This window comes from Methanobrevibacter thaueri, from assembly GCF_015062905.1.
In the GTDB taxonomy this organism is placed as follows: domain Archaea; phylum Methanobacteriota; class Methanobacteria; order Methanobacteriales; family Methanobacteriaceae; genus Methanocatella; species Methanocatella thaueri_A.
On record NZ_SUTK01000023.1, the window covers coordinates 1 to 16,993 of the forward strand.

The following is a 16,993-nucleotide window of genomic DNA, read 5'->3' on the forward strand; positions in this document are numbered from 1 at the left end:
AAATGTGACCTGCATTAAAGTCATCCATTGCATCGCTTTCGCTGAATATTGTATTGCATCTGAATATAACATCTTCAGGTTTTGTTGGAATGCCTTCACTGCCTGCTTCTAAAGGTCCACGTCCAGTATAGTAGTCAGCAGGATTGAATCCGAAAATGCTCATATTTGCAACGTCAGAACCTGGAGTATACTGTTCAGGAACATTGTTTGTAAAACCTCCAAAACCTTTTTTGGCCAATTTATCAATATTTGGAGTATTAGCCACCATTAAAGGGGTTTTGCCGTCCAATTCATCTACAGGGTAATCACTGGAACCATCAGGAATAAAAATTACATATTTCATATTATCAAAAAAAGAATAAAGAATTAGTATTTATTTTTTAAAATACTAATCAAGTCAGTCAACATCGCAGAAGCGGTTTCAAGGGAACCTGCTCCGAGTCCAATTACGGATACCTCATCAGCCAAATCGGTCTTGATTGTAGCCATGTTCAAGGTTCCGCTTACATCATAGGAACTTCCTCTTTTAACCAAACGAGGAGATACCTGCAGATTGTCAGGGGATACTTCAGCAATTAATTTTATCAGGTAATCATCCCTTTTGGCCAGTTCAATGGCTTGGGAGTTAATTTTTGAAATACCTTCAACCTTAACATCACTGTAGGTTGCATCAATTCCCAATAGAGAATTTGCCAAGATGACGGTTTTACATGCTGCATCAATACCTTCAACATCCTGGGTCGGGTCGGTTTCTGCAATACCCAATTCCTGTGATTCCTTTAAGATGACTTCATATTCTGAACCTTCAGAAGTCATTCTTGATAAAATGTAGTTTGTGGTACCGTTCAGGATACCTTTGATTGATTTGATTTCACAGGAAGCTAAAGTATCTTTTGTGAAATTGATGATTGGCATTGATCCACCAACACTGGCTTCATACTTGAATTCCACACCGGCCTCTTCAGCAGCACCAACAACTTCCTTGAATTTTAAGGCCAAATGTCCCTTATTTGAGGTTACAACATCTTTTCCCTGTTCGAATGCCTTTAGGGTTAGTGAAAGTGCAGGCTGTGCATCAACGATATTTGTAGGAGTTGCTTCTATAAGACAATCGTATTCAACAGCATCCAATACATCTGCACCATTCTTATCAGACCCAAATTCAGGATATGCTGATAGTTTTCCTTTCTCTTTTTTAGTCTTTACAAGTAATTCTTCATCTAAGCCATCTTGTGAGATTGCAGATGAAGATGAGTCTGCTGCTGCAACTACCTTTACTGCAACACCAGTTTTATCCTTAATTAAATCTTTTTTCATGGATAAGGCATTGGCAACACCTTGGCCAACTGAACCGAATCCCATGATAATGACTTTACATTCATCCATAATAATCATCACTTAAACTTCATTAATCACTAGCAATTCCTTTTCCTCTGCAATTTCTGCAATCTTATCAAATACTATTTGCTTTTTGCCAATATCCGCTTCGATATTAATCAATGCGGTGGATTTTTCCTCACCGTTCAATTTAATATCAAATGCCACAATTTCAACACCGTCCAATTCATTTATTCTGTCCATAGTGTCCCTTAAGTCTTGGTCTACAATGTGGCCAAAGAATATTGTAGTGATTTTTTCTTTTCTAACAACACCATCCAATTCAATAATGGAAAATCCTAATTCTTCAAATCTGTCAACCACCTTTTTAAGGTCTTCATGTTCACCCTCTAAAGTAAGCTGAACCGGAACTTTCCCATTTTCGTTTTTATAATCTCTCTTATGAATGACAGTTACTAGATTAGCACCATACACACTTATTGGTTCTAATGCTTTAACTAACTGTCCTGGAGAATCTAAAAGTTCTAGAACCAAGTTTATTCTCATATAAATCCCTCTTAATTTGTCCAATCAGCTCTTTTCACAATAAGATTTCCATCTTTATCAATATTGGCATTTTTTAATATTTTTTCAGGATTTTTCTCATGAGCTTCATCTTCACGAGTTAGGTTTAAATTATCGGTAATGTACCAGGTTTCGTCAGAATCCGGAATGTCTTCCAATATTTTTGAGAATTTTTCTATAATATCTTCTGCATCTTTTTCGATTGTCATTAATATAAACTCCTATTAATTAATAATATAATTATTATGTTTTTTAACATTAATAAAGTTAAAGAAAATACTCTTTCAAAAACTTTGTCGATTTTCAAAATCGGTTTTTCGATTTTGGTTCCAAAATAAAATAATAATTTAAAAAAAAATAAGTTAAAAAATTATTATAAAAATTGAGAAATGTCAGTATCCTTAATGATTTTCTTTCTCAATATCTTGTCGATTCCGGTTCCATATTGGGCTGCCTTTTTAGGCCTGTAGGCTATTTCATAGTCAAGGCCCTCTTCAAAAGCGATTTTACGCAAGATGCTTTTTCTCATATCATCATGCATTGAAACTATCTTTTTGTTGTCGGGAATGTTCAGGACGAGTTCCACCAGGTTCTTGTCCAAAAACGGCAGTCTCAGTTCAACGCCGTTAAGCATTGAGCATGCATCATCCCTTTCAAGGTTTACGTGATACATGTTTGACATGTCAACCCTCAAATCGTAGTTGAGTGTTCCATCCACAAAGCTTTGAAGATACCTTTTGTATCCCCCAAACAGCTCATCGGCACCCTGACCTGAAAATGCCACCTTCAAACCATCTTCAGCAACCATCTTAGTTGCAAAGTATGTGGTGAGGCCAACGCCAACCTTCATCAGGTTATCATCGCCAATTGCCTTAACGACATCTGGAATGGCTTCACGGACCATTTCTTCTGTAACTTCACAGATTTTCAAATCAAGATTGAGGAATTTTGATGCATAAATCGCCGCTTCAACATCCTTTGATCCTTCAGCGCCAACCGCATAAAGAGTGACCTTCAATGGAACATTTTCCGAAATCTCCTTTAAAAGCAATGCAAGATATGAACTGTCAAGGCCTCCTGAAAATATTACGCCAAGCTCAGTCAATCCGTCAATTCTTTTGGAAACGCTTAGCTTTAACATCTTGTCTATTTTAGCTACATCGCCTTCAAAGACCTTCTCATATATTGCCTGTGCAGGAGCTATATCTTCCCAGTTAAATAGGATATGTTCCGGCTTTAAGGTTTCGATTTCATCAAATCCAACATCTTTTAAAGATTGTTTTGATGATGCAAATCCCTTCAAATCATCATTTTGTGCATAGAATAGTGGCTTCACTCCAAGAGGATCACGTACAAGCGCCAAGTTTTCACCATCCCAAACAGCAAATGCATAATCTCCATCGGCCAGCCTGGTTGCCATTTGGATCGCCTTGACAAGATCTTCCTTATTGTAACAGTCAATCAGGTAAAGGAGTGCTTCCGCATCTGATAAAATCTCCTTTTGCACCCCAACTTTGGAAAGCAGGTTTGTTATTGTCTTGAAATTATAGATTTCACCGTTGAAGACCATAGTAAGGTTTTCATTTGATACCGGCTGTGGCTCGGAAACTCTATCATTCAAATCATAGATTGAAAGCAGGTTATGGCCAAAAGCTATCGGATAGGTACCCTCATCTTCAAATTCATCCAAATCAATGTCAGTGTAAATTTTATCCAAAAAAAGACCTGATGAATCAGGACCCCTGTTTTTTGAGGTTTTTAACATCTTAACAATATCATCCGCTTTTACGTTACCTTGAAGGCCTACTATTGAACACATGATATAATGTTATGAAATTAATAATACTTAAAATTTAAAAAAAAAGAATTGATGAGCTGATTAATCATTTGCCCATCTTTTTAATTTAGGAAATACCTCATTCATCATTGCGCTTGCCTGCTCCTTATCAAATTCAGGATGAACTTCAACCATCTTATCAATGCAGAAATTCATCATTTCCTCCATTGACATGTCGGATGTGAATTCTCCATCCTTAAAGCAGTATATGCAGTAGTCTTCGTTTTTGCTGCCATCAGCATTGGTTCCGAAGAGTTCGTCATCCGCTAGAGGCATTGCACAAGATTGACAGAATTTTTGATTTTCAAATTCGTTCATAGTATCACATCCTATCCATTATTTTTACTTTTAAGTATTTAAAACATTTGAGAGCATTTGAAAAGTAATGTTAAAGTACAACATCCGTTTTTGTAAAGTAGATATATGATATAACTAATCCGATTACAAAAGTTGCCAAGATAACGCCGTAAGATACTGTCATGCTTGTACCATATTTCGCAATTTCGCCAGAGGAAATCAAATATGGGCATACCCAAGGAACATAAGGCGCCCAGCTCTGTCCGTAAATCAAAATGTTCACCAATGCCAAGCCAGCCCCTCCAACCATTGCCGGAACCATATTTGTAATCACCAATGAAAGGAATACGAATGGGGAGAATGTTAAGAACAGCAGAACACTTGCAAAGAGAAGCTGGGCGAAGCTGTCAATGAATAGCTTTAGGCTAAATCCATCAAGCCCTGCAATAAAACCCAAGACAAGTGTTGATAAACTTGTGACAACTGTCAATATTAAAATCCAGATTAAAAACATGACATATTTGCTTAACAAGAAATTTCCTCGGGATACTGGAATAGTCAGCATTGTTTTAAGAGTATGTTCATTGTATTCCCTTCCAAACAGGTAGGAAATCATTATTGCAAAAAGCAGGACTGCAAATAATGCTGACATGTACATATTTACATTATCGAACAACAATTCAAAAGTATGGCCTTCACCAAATGCAAACACTGCTATAAACATTAGAAATGGAGGTAAAATGGCCCCCATTAAACTCAATAGGAATATATTTGATCTTTTAAGTTTTAAAAATTCCATTTCTATGAAAGTTAACATCCCATCACCTCAATTATTGGAAACGAATCTTGTGAAGAACTCTTCCAAGTTTTCTTCACACAAATTCACCTTTTTAACATCAATCCCTGCCTTAACAAACAGGGCATTAAATTTATCCCTCATATTCAGATGAGAATAGAGGCGAATCGTATCGTTGTCAAATGTGTAATCATCATTTTCCTTAAGCTCCAATTCATTAAATATACTGATTGCAAGATTAATGTCGGATACTTCAAATTCAACAAACTTGTTTAACCTGTCATGTAACTCCTCTCTTGACATTTCATCGATTAAAACACCGTTGTCCATAAAACCTATGACATCGGCAAGATTTTCAATTTCACTCAATATATGTGATGAAATGAGAATTGTTATTCCAAATTCATGTGACAGTCTTTTAAGCAATGTTCTGATTTCCTTTATTCCAAAAGGGTCAAGACCATTAATCGGTTCATCCAAAATAAGTAATTCAGGATTATGCAGAATTGCCGCAGCTATTCCCAAACGTTGCTTCATACCCAATGAGAAGTCTTTGAATCTTTTTGATTTCACTTCTCCCAAATTAACCATTTCAAGAACTAGCCTAATTTTTTGAGGGTCATAATCGCCCCTTATTTTTCCAATGATTTTCAAGTTCTCATATGCGGTCAGATTTTCGTAAAATCCTGGAGTTTCAATGATTGAACCTATTCTTTGATAGATTTCATTTGAATGTCTTTTAGGATCTTTTCCAAAAAGATATATTTCTCCAGCGCTTGGATATGTGAGGTTCAGTAGCATACACATTGTTGTGGTTTTTCCGGCTCCGTTTTTTCCTAAAAGACCATATATCTTCCCTTTTTCAACATGCATATTAACTGAATTCACAACCTTGTTTCTAGAATATATTTTTGACAGATTGTTTGTTTCGATAACGTAGTCTACCATGTTAAAAACTCCCTATAAAATCACTTAAAAAAAAAAAGAAAAATGGAATGTTTAAATGCATTCCAACTATTTGATTGATTCTCTATATATCGATCCGCAAACCCTATTGAAGAATACGCTGCAGTAGGAGGTTACGAATAATGCTTCAATAATTGATATGACTATTGATATTACTATTGCCTGATTGTTAACAGTCGCTGCAAATATTACAGTCAAAAAGCTCATGACAATTCCAATAGCAATGTTAATAATCATGAACACGATTACTGTGAAGATGACTGTTCCAATATATTTGCCCCAACCGAGATTGGAAATATTTCCGATTATTTCATTAAAGTCAAATGCCTTTTTAATGCTGTCATGTGCAACCATATTGTTCAATGCCATAATCAGGAGGAAATAAGAAATCACCATCAATAAAACTGAAATTATCATTATGACTGGCCATAATGATGAGTTGTTTGTTACCAGTATTGCTAAAAATGCCACAATCATTGAAGGAATAGCGTATACAATACTTACAAGGAAATACTTTACTCCCTTGATAAACATGCCCACGATGTCTCCAAATCCTGGAAGGTCATCTTTCCTGTTTATTGAAAAGCTAATCACCTTATACTGGTATCCCATTATGAACAATGATACGAGGAATCCCACTATTAATATCGCAATAGCCAAATAGATATCTCCATTAGGCAACTGTGAATAGCTTAAAGTGGATGCAGTAGCATTGGTTTTTTCTAAAGTGTCTACAATCATTCTGGTTACATCAACAGTTTTAAGGGTAAAACTCATTGAAATCAAATCAAAGATAACAAATAGTATTCCCAATCCTAAAAGTTTTTTGATGTCATTGAAAGGATATTTCAATCCTTCAACGACACAGTCAGTAATGCTTGCCATTTAAATGCCTCATACCTGCATTGTGTATAACAATCCAAGGGATCTTGAATTGAATATGCTTAAGTATGGTCCGACAAGGAACATTGTAATTAAGGAGTTGACCATGAATCCCAATATGAATATTGCACTTGGGTCAAGACCTAAAATAGCAGTGGATACACCGAATGCTGTAAATATTATTCCTATGATTGTTGAAACAACAGAGGAAATAACTAAAGTTATGATTATTAATCCCAATATTGTTGCAATGCACTCAAACCATCCAATTTCATCTATGACCTCTTTTATCTCATTTATAGCAAATGCTTTTGAGAATGCACCCTCATTATAAGCCATGTGACACAATCCCATTTGAGCCATCAACACTCCAACGACAAAAGCGACAAAGGCTATTATACAACCTATAAGCATGATTATAGATGATGCGATACCAGTTGTATTTACTGCGATAATGGCAAATATCAAAAAGATAATGATCGGCACGAGCAAATACAAAATCTGAACAATTACAACTTTTACACCATCAATGAACATGCTTATCCATTCATCAAATTCAGGCAATGGGTCTCTTCCATTTATGACCCCATGTACCGCATTATTAATAACTCTATAATTATAACCTGTTACCAGAAATGCCGGAAGCAATAAGAAACTGAATAAACAGATTAATCCTAATTTCACTAGAGTTTTCCAGTCCTTAGCGGAATATTCCAGTGCATCTTTGTATATATCTAAAATCATTTTTATCACCTAATAGTAATCATCATCGAAAATAAATATTTCTTCCATAACAAAGTATTTTTCTCGATCTCCTTTAAACATCATTTTATTAAAGACTTGGGTTATTTCATAAGCTAAAAATAAAGATGGATTGTACCGGCCATTTTCAAGCGCATTAATGGTCTGTCGGGTAACTCCAACTTTATCACCCAATTCTTTTTGGCTCATTTTGAGCTCTTGTCTTAAATATTTAATCATGGTTCTCATAGTAATCCACAAATTAATTTTTTGCAAAAAGTATTTAAGTACTTCAGTAATTATGTTAAAAACTAATTACTTATGTTAATGTTAGATTACATAGTATATAAACTTAACGGTTTTTATAAAAATTAATTAAATCATTTAAAAAGCATTATAAACAGTAAAATTCCAATTAAATTTTATTAATAAGAATTTTTAAAACTAATTTTAAAATAAAAATAGATATTTATCCACAAATAATAATTTAACAAAAAATTAAGTATTTTTTTATAAAGAAATTAAAAACGAAAGATTTATATAGGTAGTCATACATCTTTAACATATGTAACATTTCTATAACAGATTTTGTTGCAAAAATAGTTCCAAGCAGAAAAAATACAAATCAAACTTATACAATTATCAACCCATTTCCCTAAAAAAAACTGCTTGGACTATACTCTTATTCTTGTTTTGTATCTGTTGACAATCCATGCACCTAAAATACCAATAATCGCCCCTGCCAGGACATCGCCAGGGTAGTGTACGCCCACATACATTCTGGAAAATGGAATGACAACTGCAAAAAGAATTAAGGCAGCATCTATTATTTTATAATGTTTTTTGGCCAATTCTTTCATGTTCAATACAAAAAATGTTACGAAGGATAGCGTTGAAGTGGTATGACCTGACGGGAATGAAAGAGGATCGGTTTCATTAATCAGCAAACGTACATTATCCAAAGTTACAAAAGGTCTTGGCTCACTAATCAGATGTTTTAAGATAGCTGTAACTATATCCGAACATAAAAATGCAATCAAAGCCAATATACTGATTCTTTTAAGAGTTTTCTTATCCTTTAAATGAGCATATAGAATAATGGCAAGCAGCACAACTATCAATACCTTAAATCCTCCAAAGTGAGTTACTATAGGCATTATAGCATCAAAGATTGGATTTTGAAAATTGTGATTGAAGAAATAGAATAAATCCACATTAATCTCACTGAACATTATTAATCTCCTTTTTATGGTTTAAGTGAATCCCAATATGGCCAATTGCCAAAACAATTACTGAAATTATCAGAAATATATTTTGTCCATATATTCCTAAAAAGAAAAATGCCAAAACGGGAATTGTAGCTCCCGCAAGAGGTATTTTCAAAAAATCAGAATACATGTCACTCATTTGCCTGTCACTCCTGAAATATCTCAACCAATACATTTCATATAGTATCATCAGTACAACTGCAATAATTAATGTTAAGACCAAATCATTATTATAATTATTGAAAAACAATGAAAAAACGATCACCAATATTTGACCTATTCTCTCAAAGGCCAGAAGTATCCTATTTTCATTTTTGACATATCTGTCATAATCCTTAGGTTTGTTGAAACTCCAAATAATATTCGGAATCAACAACATCGCTAAAAATATCACTCCAATCATCATATGGTCACCTAAAAGAACGGTACAATTGAATAGACCGCAATTAAAATTACCACAGTTAAAATTACAATAGCTCCAAGTGGAACCTTCTTCCAGGCAAGTCCCGCTGCCACAATTGCCCCTATCAAACCTATATACCATAGCTGATTGTCAACTGTCAAAACCCCTGGGCATATCAGTGCAGCAAGGGCAGTGTAAGGAATCAGATTCAGGAATTTCTCCACTTTCGGAGGAAACTCCAACCTGTCAATGAACAATGCAGGAATCAGTCTTGGAATGAATGTTACAACTGCACAGCCTAAAATAACCAAAGCCATGTAATCCATTAGGCATCACCCGAAAGAAGATATTCATCATCAACTATATACATTCCAATTGCCGCTCCAACCAAAGTGGAAACGATTAGAGACCAGTTTCCTAAAAACTGACTTAAGACAATGTTTAAAACTGCGGTTACCAATACCAAAAGCGCAATCTGTCTGTTTTCCTTGACCGCAGGTGTTAAAATAGCTACAAACAATGCATATAATGAAATGTTGAAACTGTTTGTGACAATTACCGGAAGCAGATCCAAAAGTACAACACCTATTCCTGCCCCCAAACACCAGCTCAGCCATGCTGTTATCGCAATTCCAAGATATGTCCATATGCTTGAGTCATCACTTAAAGAAAACATCGCAAAGGATTCATCGACAGTCACATGAGCCGCCAGGATATTTAACGGAGTATTTGAATCCTCAACCTTGTTCAGGACACATGTGGACATTACAAAATACCTTAAGTTAACTACAAAATTTGTCAATATGATTGCCATTGCAGTTGCTCCACTTAAAACCATTGACGCCGCAATGATTTGGCCCGCTCCAGCATAAACTAAAAATGACATGGATATTGTCTCAAGGGGAGTCATTCCTGCCTTTATAGCAATTGCAGCATATCCAATACCCATTGGAACATATCCGAATGTAATCGGAATACCCTTTTTGGCACCATCAATAAATTTAGCAGTTCTTGAAATAATATCTCTCCAAAAAAATTAAAAAAAAAGTGTAATTTAACTAAGTAAATTACTGATTTGATCAGTTGTAATCAAACCTAAAACAACCATATCCTCATCAACGACAGGAAGACATGATATGTCAAATTTACGCATGTGACGAGCAATTTCCTCTATTGTATCACCGGCATTACAATATTTGACAGTGGTTGTCATGATGTCAGTTAGACGATTTGAATTTGTAGCGATGGATTTGGATAAATCCCAACTTGTTACAATTCCAATCAGTTTATTTTCATCCGTAACAACCGGAATATGTGTTACATGCTTATCCAACATCAATTTAGCCGCTTCAACAACGTCAGCATCTGCCTTAATTGTCGCTATGTTTTCCATCATCAAGTCTTCAACAACATTTTCTGAAAGGAAATTTGCAAATAGATAATTCAATTGTCCCTTCTCAAGCAGGAATGCGTCATGCCCATAGTTGGATTTTATTTCTGAAAATGATACATCAACATTATTTGCATTAAGGGCGGTCACAATGTCTGTACTTTGCTCGGTCGGATATAGCCAATCTGAATCAACAGAAAGCACCTGAACCTTTGCCTCAACATCCTTAAGCCCATCGATTAATGAGTCGTTTACTGACAAGTCAAATAAGTCCACGGCTTTTGTGATATACAGGTAACTGTTTGCATCAAAACGCTTTACAAAGGTCTCGCCTTGATGTTTCAAGTAACTTTCAACCTGAAAATCGACTGAAAAATCGTAACTGATTTCATCCTTATCCTGAAGGCCACGTCCGAATTTGATGTCCATGGATTCATCACTCAAATAGGTAATGTGGGCAATCATACGAGCCAAAGACAAACCATTTCTCGGAATTACGCCAGATTCATAATAATTTCCACCCTTCCAATGAGGATCGGAAAATATTGATTGGCGACCTACTGCATTGAATGCAATTTGCTGCGGGGAAGACATTGCAGCTGTTGCTATAGGAATTGCCTTTTTCATCATTGTAGGATAGGACACCATCCATTCAAGAACCTGCATCCCTCCCATTGAACCGCCGATGACAGCAACCAATTGGTCGATTCCAAATGCCTCGACAAGTTTCTTTTGGACTTTAACCATGTCAGCGATAGTGATAACTGGGAAATCCAAACCGTATTCCTTTCCAGTTTTTGGATTAATTGAACTAGGGCCAGTTGTTCCTTTACATCCGCCTAAAACATTTGAACAGATTATGAAATATTTTTCAGTGTCCAAGGCTTTTCCCGGACCTATTACAATTTCCCACCAGCCAGGCTTTTTATCTCCGTCATGCCATCCTGCAGCATGTGCATCACCTGTTAGGGCATGACAGATTAGAATAGCATTTGATTTTTCTTTGTTGAGTTCGCCATATGTCTCATAGGCTACAGTAACTTCATCTATAGTTTCGCCACTGTCCAAGTCAATTGGCTCTTCAATTTGGAGATATTTTGTCTCAACAATTCCGACAGATTCTTTGTTCATTTAATTTCTCCCAAGTCGTAATTTGCGCATTGCACCTTTTGCAGCTGATTGTTCAGCTTCTTTTTTATTTTTACCTCTTCCAACACCCATTTCCTGTCCGTCAACCAAACAGGCCATGATGAATGTCTTGTCATGAGGAACACCATATTCCTTTAATATGTGATATTCAATATTTTTCTCTTTAGCATCCCCATATTCCTTCATTGCGGATTTGTAATCTTCAAAGAATACTCTTTCCTGGTCAATATATTTAAAAATCCATTCGGAAACGAAATCCTTTGCAAATTCAATGCCCTGATCTATAAATATTGCTCCCAGAAAAGATTCAAAAATATCCGCAGTAATGGATATTACCTCGTTTTTTGTCAGATTTGATTCTTCAGCTGAAACCCGAAGGTAATCTTTTAGCTTTAGCTTTTGAGAGTAATAGATTAATGCATTTTGACAAACATAGTTTGACCTTTTTTTAGTTAACTCTCCTTCCTCATAATGAGGATATTTTTTAAATAAATATTCTGAAACGATTAAACTTAAAACGGAATCTCCTAGAAATTCCAATCTTTCATAATTGTAATCCAAATCATGAATAGTTGCATATGAAGCATGTGTGAATGCAATTTCATATAAATGTTCATTATCAGTTTCAATATTAAATTTTTCAAATAAATTCATTTAAAGCCCAGACTTAATATTCAATATTACTATTAATTATGTGATTGAACTTATATATAAGTATATATAACAATAGTTATAAATATTACTTTTCAAATGCTCTCGCACATGCCATTTATATAGGGAATTCCAAATTAAAATCAAAAAGGATTTGGTATAATGATAATTAATTGGCAAGAAGAAATAACAAGAATCGATCCAGACATAAAATTTAGAGCACAAGGCGGATGGCTAAAAACCGTAGAGCAATTGGATAAAAGTGTTAAAAATGGTTATTCATTAGTCGGAGACTTTGTACAGGCTGGAAATTTTGAAGAAGAATATAGTGAAGGAATCTATCTTGACTGCAACAAAGAAGGCAGTGCCAAAAAACCCCAACTGGACTACAGACTGTTCCGCTTTAAGGACGGCAAGGTAAGATTACTGGATATGGTAATCGACGGTAAACAAGGCTGGGCAGTGAATCTTTGGGATGCATTGGATGGAGAACTATAGAAGTTCTCCCTTTTTTTAAATTTCAAACCCTAGTCAATATGACAAAACTCACAGCAGGCACATGTAGGTGCGAAATATGAATCTTCAGGTTCAACAACAGCCTTTTGGGCAAACAGAGTAATATTGAACTTCGGTTCATATTCCTTGCTGACTTCCTTAGTCATTGGGGACAAACCCCTATAATAGACCGGCCTATAACCTGTCTGTGAAATATCAAAATAAAATTTTTCACCAGTAGCGAATTTATTGAAGTATTCTTCAAGTGCTAATGCTTGTTTTGGAGCAATTGAAAAAGTGAATCCCATAGTATCATCACTTCTTTGCCTAATTCCGGCATTGGAAATATCAACAGCCAATATATCATCATTGCCTCTTACAAAAACAACACAGTTTTCTAAATCTACATTCTGTTCACGAGCAATATCATTTAAATCAGTCATTAATTAGCCTCCTAAAAAAACATTCGTTATGCTTAAAACTAAATTAATCGAAATAGTTAATAAAGTTATCTAAAAAAAAGTTTTCAATAAAATTAGGTATTTAGTTAAAAAAAGTATTTTGAAGAAGATTATTAAAATAATCTTCAAAATTTCAGCCAACTTATACTAATCTTTGTCTAGTAGTTGGTTTTTTATTTTGCCAGCTGTATCTCCTTAATTTACTGGATTTACCAAATCCACAAGAAGCACAGACTTTTTTACGTATATGGTAAGTGTTTTTACCACATCTTCTGCATCTGATATGGGTCTTTTTATTCTTTTTACCCATTGATGGAGTTCCCTTTGACATTGATACACCTCCTTAAGCTATCGTAAAAATATAATCTAGAAAAGTATTGAATAATACTTATGGTGAAATATAAACAATATTGTCTCCTCTAATGAGCACAACACCGAGTTTTCTTGTTACTTCTCCGTCTTGTAACTCTTCTGCATCATTAAGAACTAAATTCATGTGTAAATCAAAGCTCTTAAGTATACCTCTAAATTCACGATCTCCTTTGAGTTTTAATAAAACAGGAGCATCCACAGATTTTCCTAATGCGTCAAGTGGTCTTTGAACATTTTGTCCGCTCATTATATCACCTTATATTATTACAAATTTTAGTTTTTTAATATGAATCGAGTATAAATAATACTCATTATTAGACATAATATAATCAAGTTAAGATAAGACAAAACCTAATTAAAACTAATACTATTAATTATAACTAACCTACTATATAAAGGTTACCTTAATTAAGGCAAAATATAAGAAAAAACTATCCCTGAGATTAATATTAACCAAATATTACTTTTCAAATGCTCTCACACTTTACTTAAATTTAATCTCATACAAAAATATTTCCACCCGACCATCACCGTGATACCAATGAGATTTGACCGTGAAAAATATATCGACCTGATAATGTACATATTATCCCAATGCCATCAAAAGCCGAATTTTGGAAAGACAGTCCTCTGCAGCATAATGTATTTCATTGATTTCGATTATTATGAGCTTTACGGCCAATTGCTTACAAATGAAACATACATCAAGTCAAAAAGGGGAATAAGGCCAACACACTTTAGGGAAATCAGTGAAGAGCTAATCTCAAAAAAGCAATTGTTTTTCAGAAAAGAGCCATACTACAACAGAACAATATACCGATACTATTTGACCATAATCCCCGATCTCAAATTCAGCCAAAGGGAACTTGAAATAATCAATCATTCAATCGATAAATTAAGCAATGAAAATGCAACCACAATAACAAAATATGCAAAAAAGGATCCTCCGATAAGCATTGCGGAGTTTGGTGATGAAATAGATTTCAGACATGTTTTTTCGAGGGATAATGAATATTCAATAATTGACAAATAACTTTATTAAATTTAAACAACAAATATTATTTAACAAAATAATATTGGGATATCATGGTAATTAAAGTCAAAAAAAGAAATTTCTTGAAAAAAAAGAAAATTAAAGAAATAAAAGCGGAATTAGGAGAATATGGAGATTTACTTCAAGGAAAAAAGAATGTTGAAATACTTGAAGCCGAACCTAATTCATTTATTTTGGTAGATGGAGAACCTTACATCATAATTATTGATGATAAACCATTCCCAACACTTAAGGCAGCTCTTGCCAATCAAATCGATGCAAAAACCGTTACCGTAGATATGGGAGCCATCAGATTTGTAAGCAATGGAGCTGACATCATGAGTCCCGGAATCGTTGACACATCCGAAGGCGTTGAACCTGGAGACATCGTCCTAATCATTGATGAAACTCATGGAAAACCATTGGCAATTGGAGTGAGCCTAATCAGCGGTGAGGAAATGGTTGCAAATGACTCCGGAAAAGCTGTTGAAACCAAACACTATGTCGGCGACGACATCTGGAACTTTGAAATATGAGGTGAGGACATGGCAGAGCTAAGATACAGAGCAGGAAACATCAGAGATCCTGGAGTTCACAAAATCGGAATAATCGCACTGGGATCCCACCTCGAAAATCACGGACCTGCATTGCCAATCGACACCGACGCTAAAATCGGAGCGCACATCGCATTTCAGTCATCCCTCTTAACCGGAGCCAAATTTCTGGGAATAATATTTCCAGCCTATGAACTAGACACAATTGACCATGGAGTCCATGTTTCCCTTGATGAACTGAAAGAAAATGTCATCAATACACTAAACCAGGCCAAAAAATTCTTGGATATTGAGAAAGTAGTCATCGTCAATGCCCATGGAGGAAACATTCCATTGGTGGCTGAACTATGGGACATTGAAGACAAGACCGGTTTATCCATCACATTCAACAACAAGGTAATCTCATCTGAAGGTCCGCACGGAGGCAGCGGAGAGTTATCAATGGCTAAGGTTTTGGGCATCGTTAATGAGGATGAACTTGAAAACCAGGCAAACATTGACGAATATGAGGAAGTTGGATTGCATGGATTCAAACAAGCCCGCAGGGATGACCCTAACATCGAAGAAGGTGCAATGGACGTTGAAGAAAACGGCGTCTACATCGATGAAGAATACGGCCATAGACTATTTAACCTGGCAATTAATGCAGTAATATTCGATGTTGAAAAACTATTAGATTTTTAAAAAAAAGAAGAGTAGTTATCCGGTTGTAGTTTCAACGTTTGAACTACCGCCACTACTACTACTGTCTTGAGATGAACTGTCTGTTGTGGTCTCAACATTTGAACCATCATTATTACCTGATTCAGAATTAGAACCAGAATTAGAATTTGAATCACTTGAATGTGAATCTGAATTACTTGACGAATCATCCGTAGTTGTTTCTACTTTAGAGTCATCATGGGAAGAGTAATCTTCTGAATAATCGTTATAATCTTGATAGTTATAACTATTTGAATTATCATCAGTGATTGCTGAAAGGTTATCCAATACGCCTCCAGATTCACTTCCATTAGGCAAAATTGAAATCGGACCGGTCATAGATGCGAAAACGCTTGCAAAACAAAATGCAAGAACAGCAACTATAAAAATTACTAAAACTGTAGCTGATCTACTTGACACAATTATCACCTCTAAATTAATTAAAGTTAATATGTTTGATGAGATATATAAATATATTGGATATTATGAAGACTATTAAAAACCCGGTGCAAAGCGAAATCAACATCAAGAAATCCCAGTTCATTTGTGCCCTTTACCCAACCAAAAACAAGAAGGAATCAAAGGAAATCATTCAAATGGTAAATCAGAAATATAGCGATGCAACCCATAACTGCACTGCATATATTGTCGGAGATGGAGAAGGGTTTGATGATGACGGGGAACCTGGCGGAACCGCAGGCAAACCAATGATCAACGTTTTAAGGAAAAACGAGCTTCATAACGTGACCGCAGTAGTTACAAGATATTTTGGTGGAATAAAGCTTGGTGCCGGAGGACTTGTTCGTGCATATTCCAAATCAGTTATGGAAGCTGTTGGGCAAGCGGACATTGTTGAAATTGAAGAGTATGACGTTTATGAAATTATTTTTGAATACTCTGACATCAAAATAGTCGACACTGAAATTAGAAACAATTCCCTTGAGGCAATAGAAAAAGATTATTCGGATAAAGTACATTATCAAGTTGTCTCAAAAGACAATCGGGATATAGAAAAAATATTTGGAAAATACTCTAATAAAATAAGTGTCAATTTTAAAAATAAACAATTTTTAGAAAAAATTTAAAAAAATGAA

25 protein-coding genes and 1 pseudogene are annotated in these 16,993 nt (G+C 35.1%); 5 read left to right on the forward strand and 21 right to left on the reverse strand.

Features of this window, described 5'->3' with window-relative positions:
- From E7Z79_RS05900 to rnc, 17 genes and pseudogenes are all read right to left on the reverse strand, one after another.
- Nucleotides 1–343: pseudogene (locus E7Z79_RS05900) on the reverse strand (phosphoglycerate mutase); the annotation flags it as partial.
- A gap of 23 nt (nucleotides 344–366) precedes the next feature.
- On the reverse strand, nucleotides 367–1,386 hold the full coding sequence (locus E7Z79_RS05905; RefSeq protein ID WP_303739046.1) for a homoserine dehydrogenase: 1,020 nt from the start codon (nucleotides 1,384–1,386) through the stop codon (nucleotides 367–369).
- A gap of 12 nt (nucleotides 1,387–1,398) precedes the next feature.
- Nucleotides 1,399–1,884 carry an amino acid-binding protein gene (locus tag E7Z79_RS05910; RefSeq protein ID WP_303739047.1) on the reverse strand — a complete coding sequence of 162 codons (486 nt, stop codon included), beginning with the start codon at nucleotides 1,882–1,884 and terminating at the stop codon, nucleotides 1,399–1,401.
- Between the two features lie 11 nt (nucleotides 1,885–1,895).
- Nucleotides 1,896–2,111 carry an Asp-tRNA(Asn) amidotransferase subunit GatC gene (gatC, locus tag E7Z79_RS05915; RefSeq protein WP_303739048.1) on the reverse strand — a complete coding sequence of 72 codons (216 nt, stop codon included), beginning with the start codon at nucleotides 2,109–2,111 and terminating at the stop codon, nucleotides 1,896–1,898.
- Nucleotides 2,112–2,275: 164 nt separating this feature from the next.
- Nucleotides 2,276–3,721: an asparagine synthetase B gene (locus E7Z79_RS05920; RefSeq protein ID WP_303739049.1), complete on the reverse strand. Its 1,446-nt coding sequence runs from the start codon at nucleotides 3,719–3,721 to the stop codon at nucleotides 2,276–2,278.
- Nucleotides 3,722–3,781: 60 nt separating this feature from the next.
- Nucleotides 3,782–4,057, reverse strand: coding sequence for a zinc ribbon domain-containing protein (locus tag E7Z79_RS05925; RefSeq protein ID WP_303739050.1), 276 nt, complete (start codon nucleotides 4,055–4,057; stop codon nucleotides 3,782–3,784).
- Nucleotides 4,058–4,127: 70 nt separating this feature from the next.
- Nucleotides 4,128–4,853 (reverse strand): ABC transporter permease, encoded by a 726-nt coding sequence (locus E7Z79_RS05930; protein WP_303739051.1) that lies wholly within the window; start codon nucleotides 4,851–4,853, stop codon nucleotides 4,128–4,130.
- A 9-nt stretch (nucleotides 4,854–4,862) separates the two neighbouring features.
- Entirely contained in the window at nucleotides 4,863–5,780 is a 918-nt protein-coding gene (locus E7Z79_RS05935) for an ABC transporter ATP-binding protein (protein WP_303739052.1), read from the reverse strand.
- 66 nt (nucleotides 5,781–5,846) lie between these two features.
- Nucleotides 5,847–6,683: a DUF4013 domain-containing protein gene (locus E7Z79_RS05940; protein WP_303739053.1), complete on the reverse strand. Its 837-nt coding sequence runs from the start codon at nucleotides 6,681–6,683 to the stop codon at nucleotides 5,847–5,849.
- 9 nt (nucleotides 6,684–6,692) lie between these two features.
- Entirely contained in the window at nucleotides 6,693–7,424 is a 732-nt protein-coding gene (locus E7Z79_RS05945) for a DUF4013 domain-containing protein (protein WP_303739054.1), read from the reverse strand.
- 9 nt (nucleotides 7,425–7,433) lie between these two features.
- Nucleotides 7,434–7,670: a helix-turn-helix transcriptional regulator gene (locus E7Z79_RS05950; RefSeq protein ID WP_116591747.1), complete on the reverse strand. Its 237-nt coding sequence runs from the start codon at nucleotides 7,668–7,670 to the stop codon at nucleotides 7,434–7,436.
- Between the two features lie 425 nt (nucleotides 7,671–8,095).
- The gene (locus E7Z79_RS05955) at nucleotides 8,096–8,653 is read right to left on the reverse strand and encodes a phosphatase PAP2 family protein (protein ID WP_303739055.1); all 558 of its coding nucleotides are present in this window, start codon (nucleotides 8,651–8,653) and stop codon (nucleotides 8,096–8,098) included.
- Nucleotides 8,643–9,095, reverse strand: coding sequence for a hypothetical protein (locus tag E7Z79_RS05960; protein ID WP_303739056.1), 453 nt, complete (start codon nucleotides 9,093–9,095; stop codon nucleotides 8,643–8,645). The genes E7Z79_RS05955 and E7Z79_RS05960 overlap by 11 nt, the downstream gene beginning before the upstream one ends.
- 8 nt (nucleotides 9,096–9,103) lie before the next feature.
- On the reverse strand, nucleotides 9,104–9,418 hold the full coding sequence (locus E7Z79_RS05965) for an AzlD domain-containing protein (protein ID WP_303739057.1): 315 nt from the start codon (nucleotides 9,416–9,418) through the stop codon (nucleotides 9,104–9,106).
- Nucleotides 9,418–10,113: an AzlC family ABC transporter permease gene (locus tag E7Z79_RS05970; RefSeq protein ID WP_369693437.1), complete on the reverse strand. Its 696-nt coding sequence runs from the start codon at nucleotides 10,111–10,113 to the stop codon at nucleotides 9,418–9,420. Before E7Z79_RS05970 ends, E7Z79_RS05965 begins: the two co-directional genes overlap by 1 nt.
- A 33-nt stretch (nucleotides 10,114–10,146) precedes the next feature.
- The gene (locus E7Z79_RS05975) at nucleotides 10,147–11,613 is read right to left on the reverse strand and encodes a homoserine O-acetyltransferase (RefSeq protein ID WP_303739058.1); all 1,467 of its coding nucleotides are present in this window, start codon (nucleotides 11,611–11,613) and stop codon (nucleotides 10,147–10,149) included.
- Nucleotides 11,614–12,285 carry a ribonuclease III gene (gene rnc / locus E7Z79_RS05980; protein WP_303739059.1) on the reverse strand — a complete coding sequence of 224 codons (672 nt, stop codon included), beginning with the start codon at nucleotides 12,283–12,285 and terminating at the stop codon, nucleotides 11,614–11,616.
- Nucleotides 12,286–12,444: 159 nt separating this feature from the next.
- Here rnc and E7Z79_RS05985 point away from each other — a divergent pair, with 159 nt between their 5' ends.
- Complete coding sequence (locus E7Z79_RS05985; protein ID WP_303739060.1) at nucleotides 12,445–12,780, forward strand: hypothetical protein; 336 nt, start codon at nucleotides 12,445–12,447, stop codon at nucleotides 12,778–12,780.
- 29 nt (nucleotides 12,781–12,809) lie between these two features.
- Here the strand turns inward: E7Z79_RS05985 and E7Z79_RS05990 are convergent, their stop codons facing one another.
- From E7Z79_RS05990 to E7Z79_RS06000, 3 genes are all read right to left on the reverse strand, one after another.
- A complete protein-coding gene (locus E7Z79_RS05990) occupies nucleotides 12,810–13,220 on the reverse strand; it encodes a hypothetical protein (RefSeq protein ID WP_303739061.1) in 411 nt (136 codons plus the stop codon).
- A gap of 160 nt (nucleotides 13,221–13,380) precedes the next feature.
- On the reverse strand, nucleotides 13,381–13,569 hold the full coding sequence (locus E7Z79_RS05995) for a 50S ribosomal protein L37e (protein ID WP_292793349.1): 189 nt from the start codon (nucleotides 13,567–13,569) through the stop codon (nucleotides 13,381–13,383).
- A gap of 57 nt (nucleotides 13,570–13,626) precedes the next feature.
- Entirely contained in the window at nucleotides 13,627–13,857 is a 231-nt protein-coding gene (locus tag E7Z79_RS06000) for an LSm family protein (RefSeq protein ID WP_292884787.1), read from the reverse strand.
- Between the two features lie 294 nt (nucleotides 13,858–14,151).
- On the opposite strand from E7Z79_RS06000, the gene E7Z79_RS06005 reads away from it, so the two are divergent.
- The 3 genes from E7Z79_RS06005 to arfB are packed head-to-tail and all read left to right on the forward strand — an operon-like array spanning nucleotide 14,152 to nucleotide 15,881.
- Nucleotides 14,152–14,643, forward strand: a complete 492-nt coding sequence (locus tag E7Z79_RS06005) for a type II toxin-antitoxin system antitoxin SocA domain-containing protein (protein WP_303739062.1) — start codon at nucleotides 14,152–14,154, stop codon at nucleotides 14,641–14,643.
- 53 nt (nucleotides 14,644–14,696) lie between these two features.
- Complete coding sequence (locus E7Z79_RS06010; RefSeq protein WP_303739063.1) at nucleotides 14,697–15,179, forward strand: RNA-binding protein; 483 nt, start codon at nucleotides 14,697–14,699, stop codon at nucleotides 15,177–15,179.
- A gap of 9 nt (nucleotides 15,180–15,188) precedes the next feature.
- On the forward strand, nucleotides 15,189–15,881 hold the full coding sequence (gene arfB / locus E7Z79_RS06015; protein ID WP_303739064.1) for a 2-amino-5-formylamino-6-ribosylaminopyrimidin-4(3H)-one 5'-monophosphate deformylase: 693 nt from the start codon (nucleotides 15,189–15,191) through the stop codon (nucleotides 15,879–15,881).
- A 15-nt stretch (nucleotides 15,882–15,896) separates the two neighbouring features.
- Here the strand turns inward: arfB and E7Z79_RS06020 are convergent, their stop codons facing one another.
- Complete coding sequence (locus E7Z79_RS06020) at nucleotides 15,897–16,319, reverse strand: hypothetical protein (protein WP_303739065.1); 423 nt, start codon at nucleotides 16,317–16,319, stop codon at nucleotides 15,897–15,899.
- Nucleotides 16,320–16,384: 65 nt separating this feature from the next.
- Between E7Z79_RS06020 and E7Z79_RS06025 the strand changes: the two genes are divergently transcribed.
- A complete protein-coding gene (locus tag E7Z79_RS06025) occupies nucleotides 16,385–16,984 on the forward strand; it encodes a YigZ family protein (RefSeq protein ID WP_303739066.1) in 600 nt (199 codons plus the stop codon).
- Nucleotides 16,985–16,993: the final 9 nt, after the last annotated feature.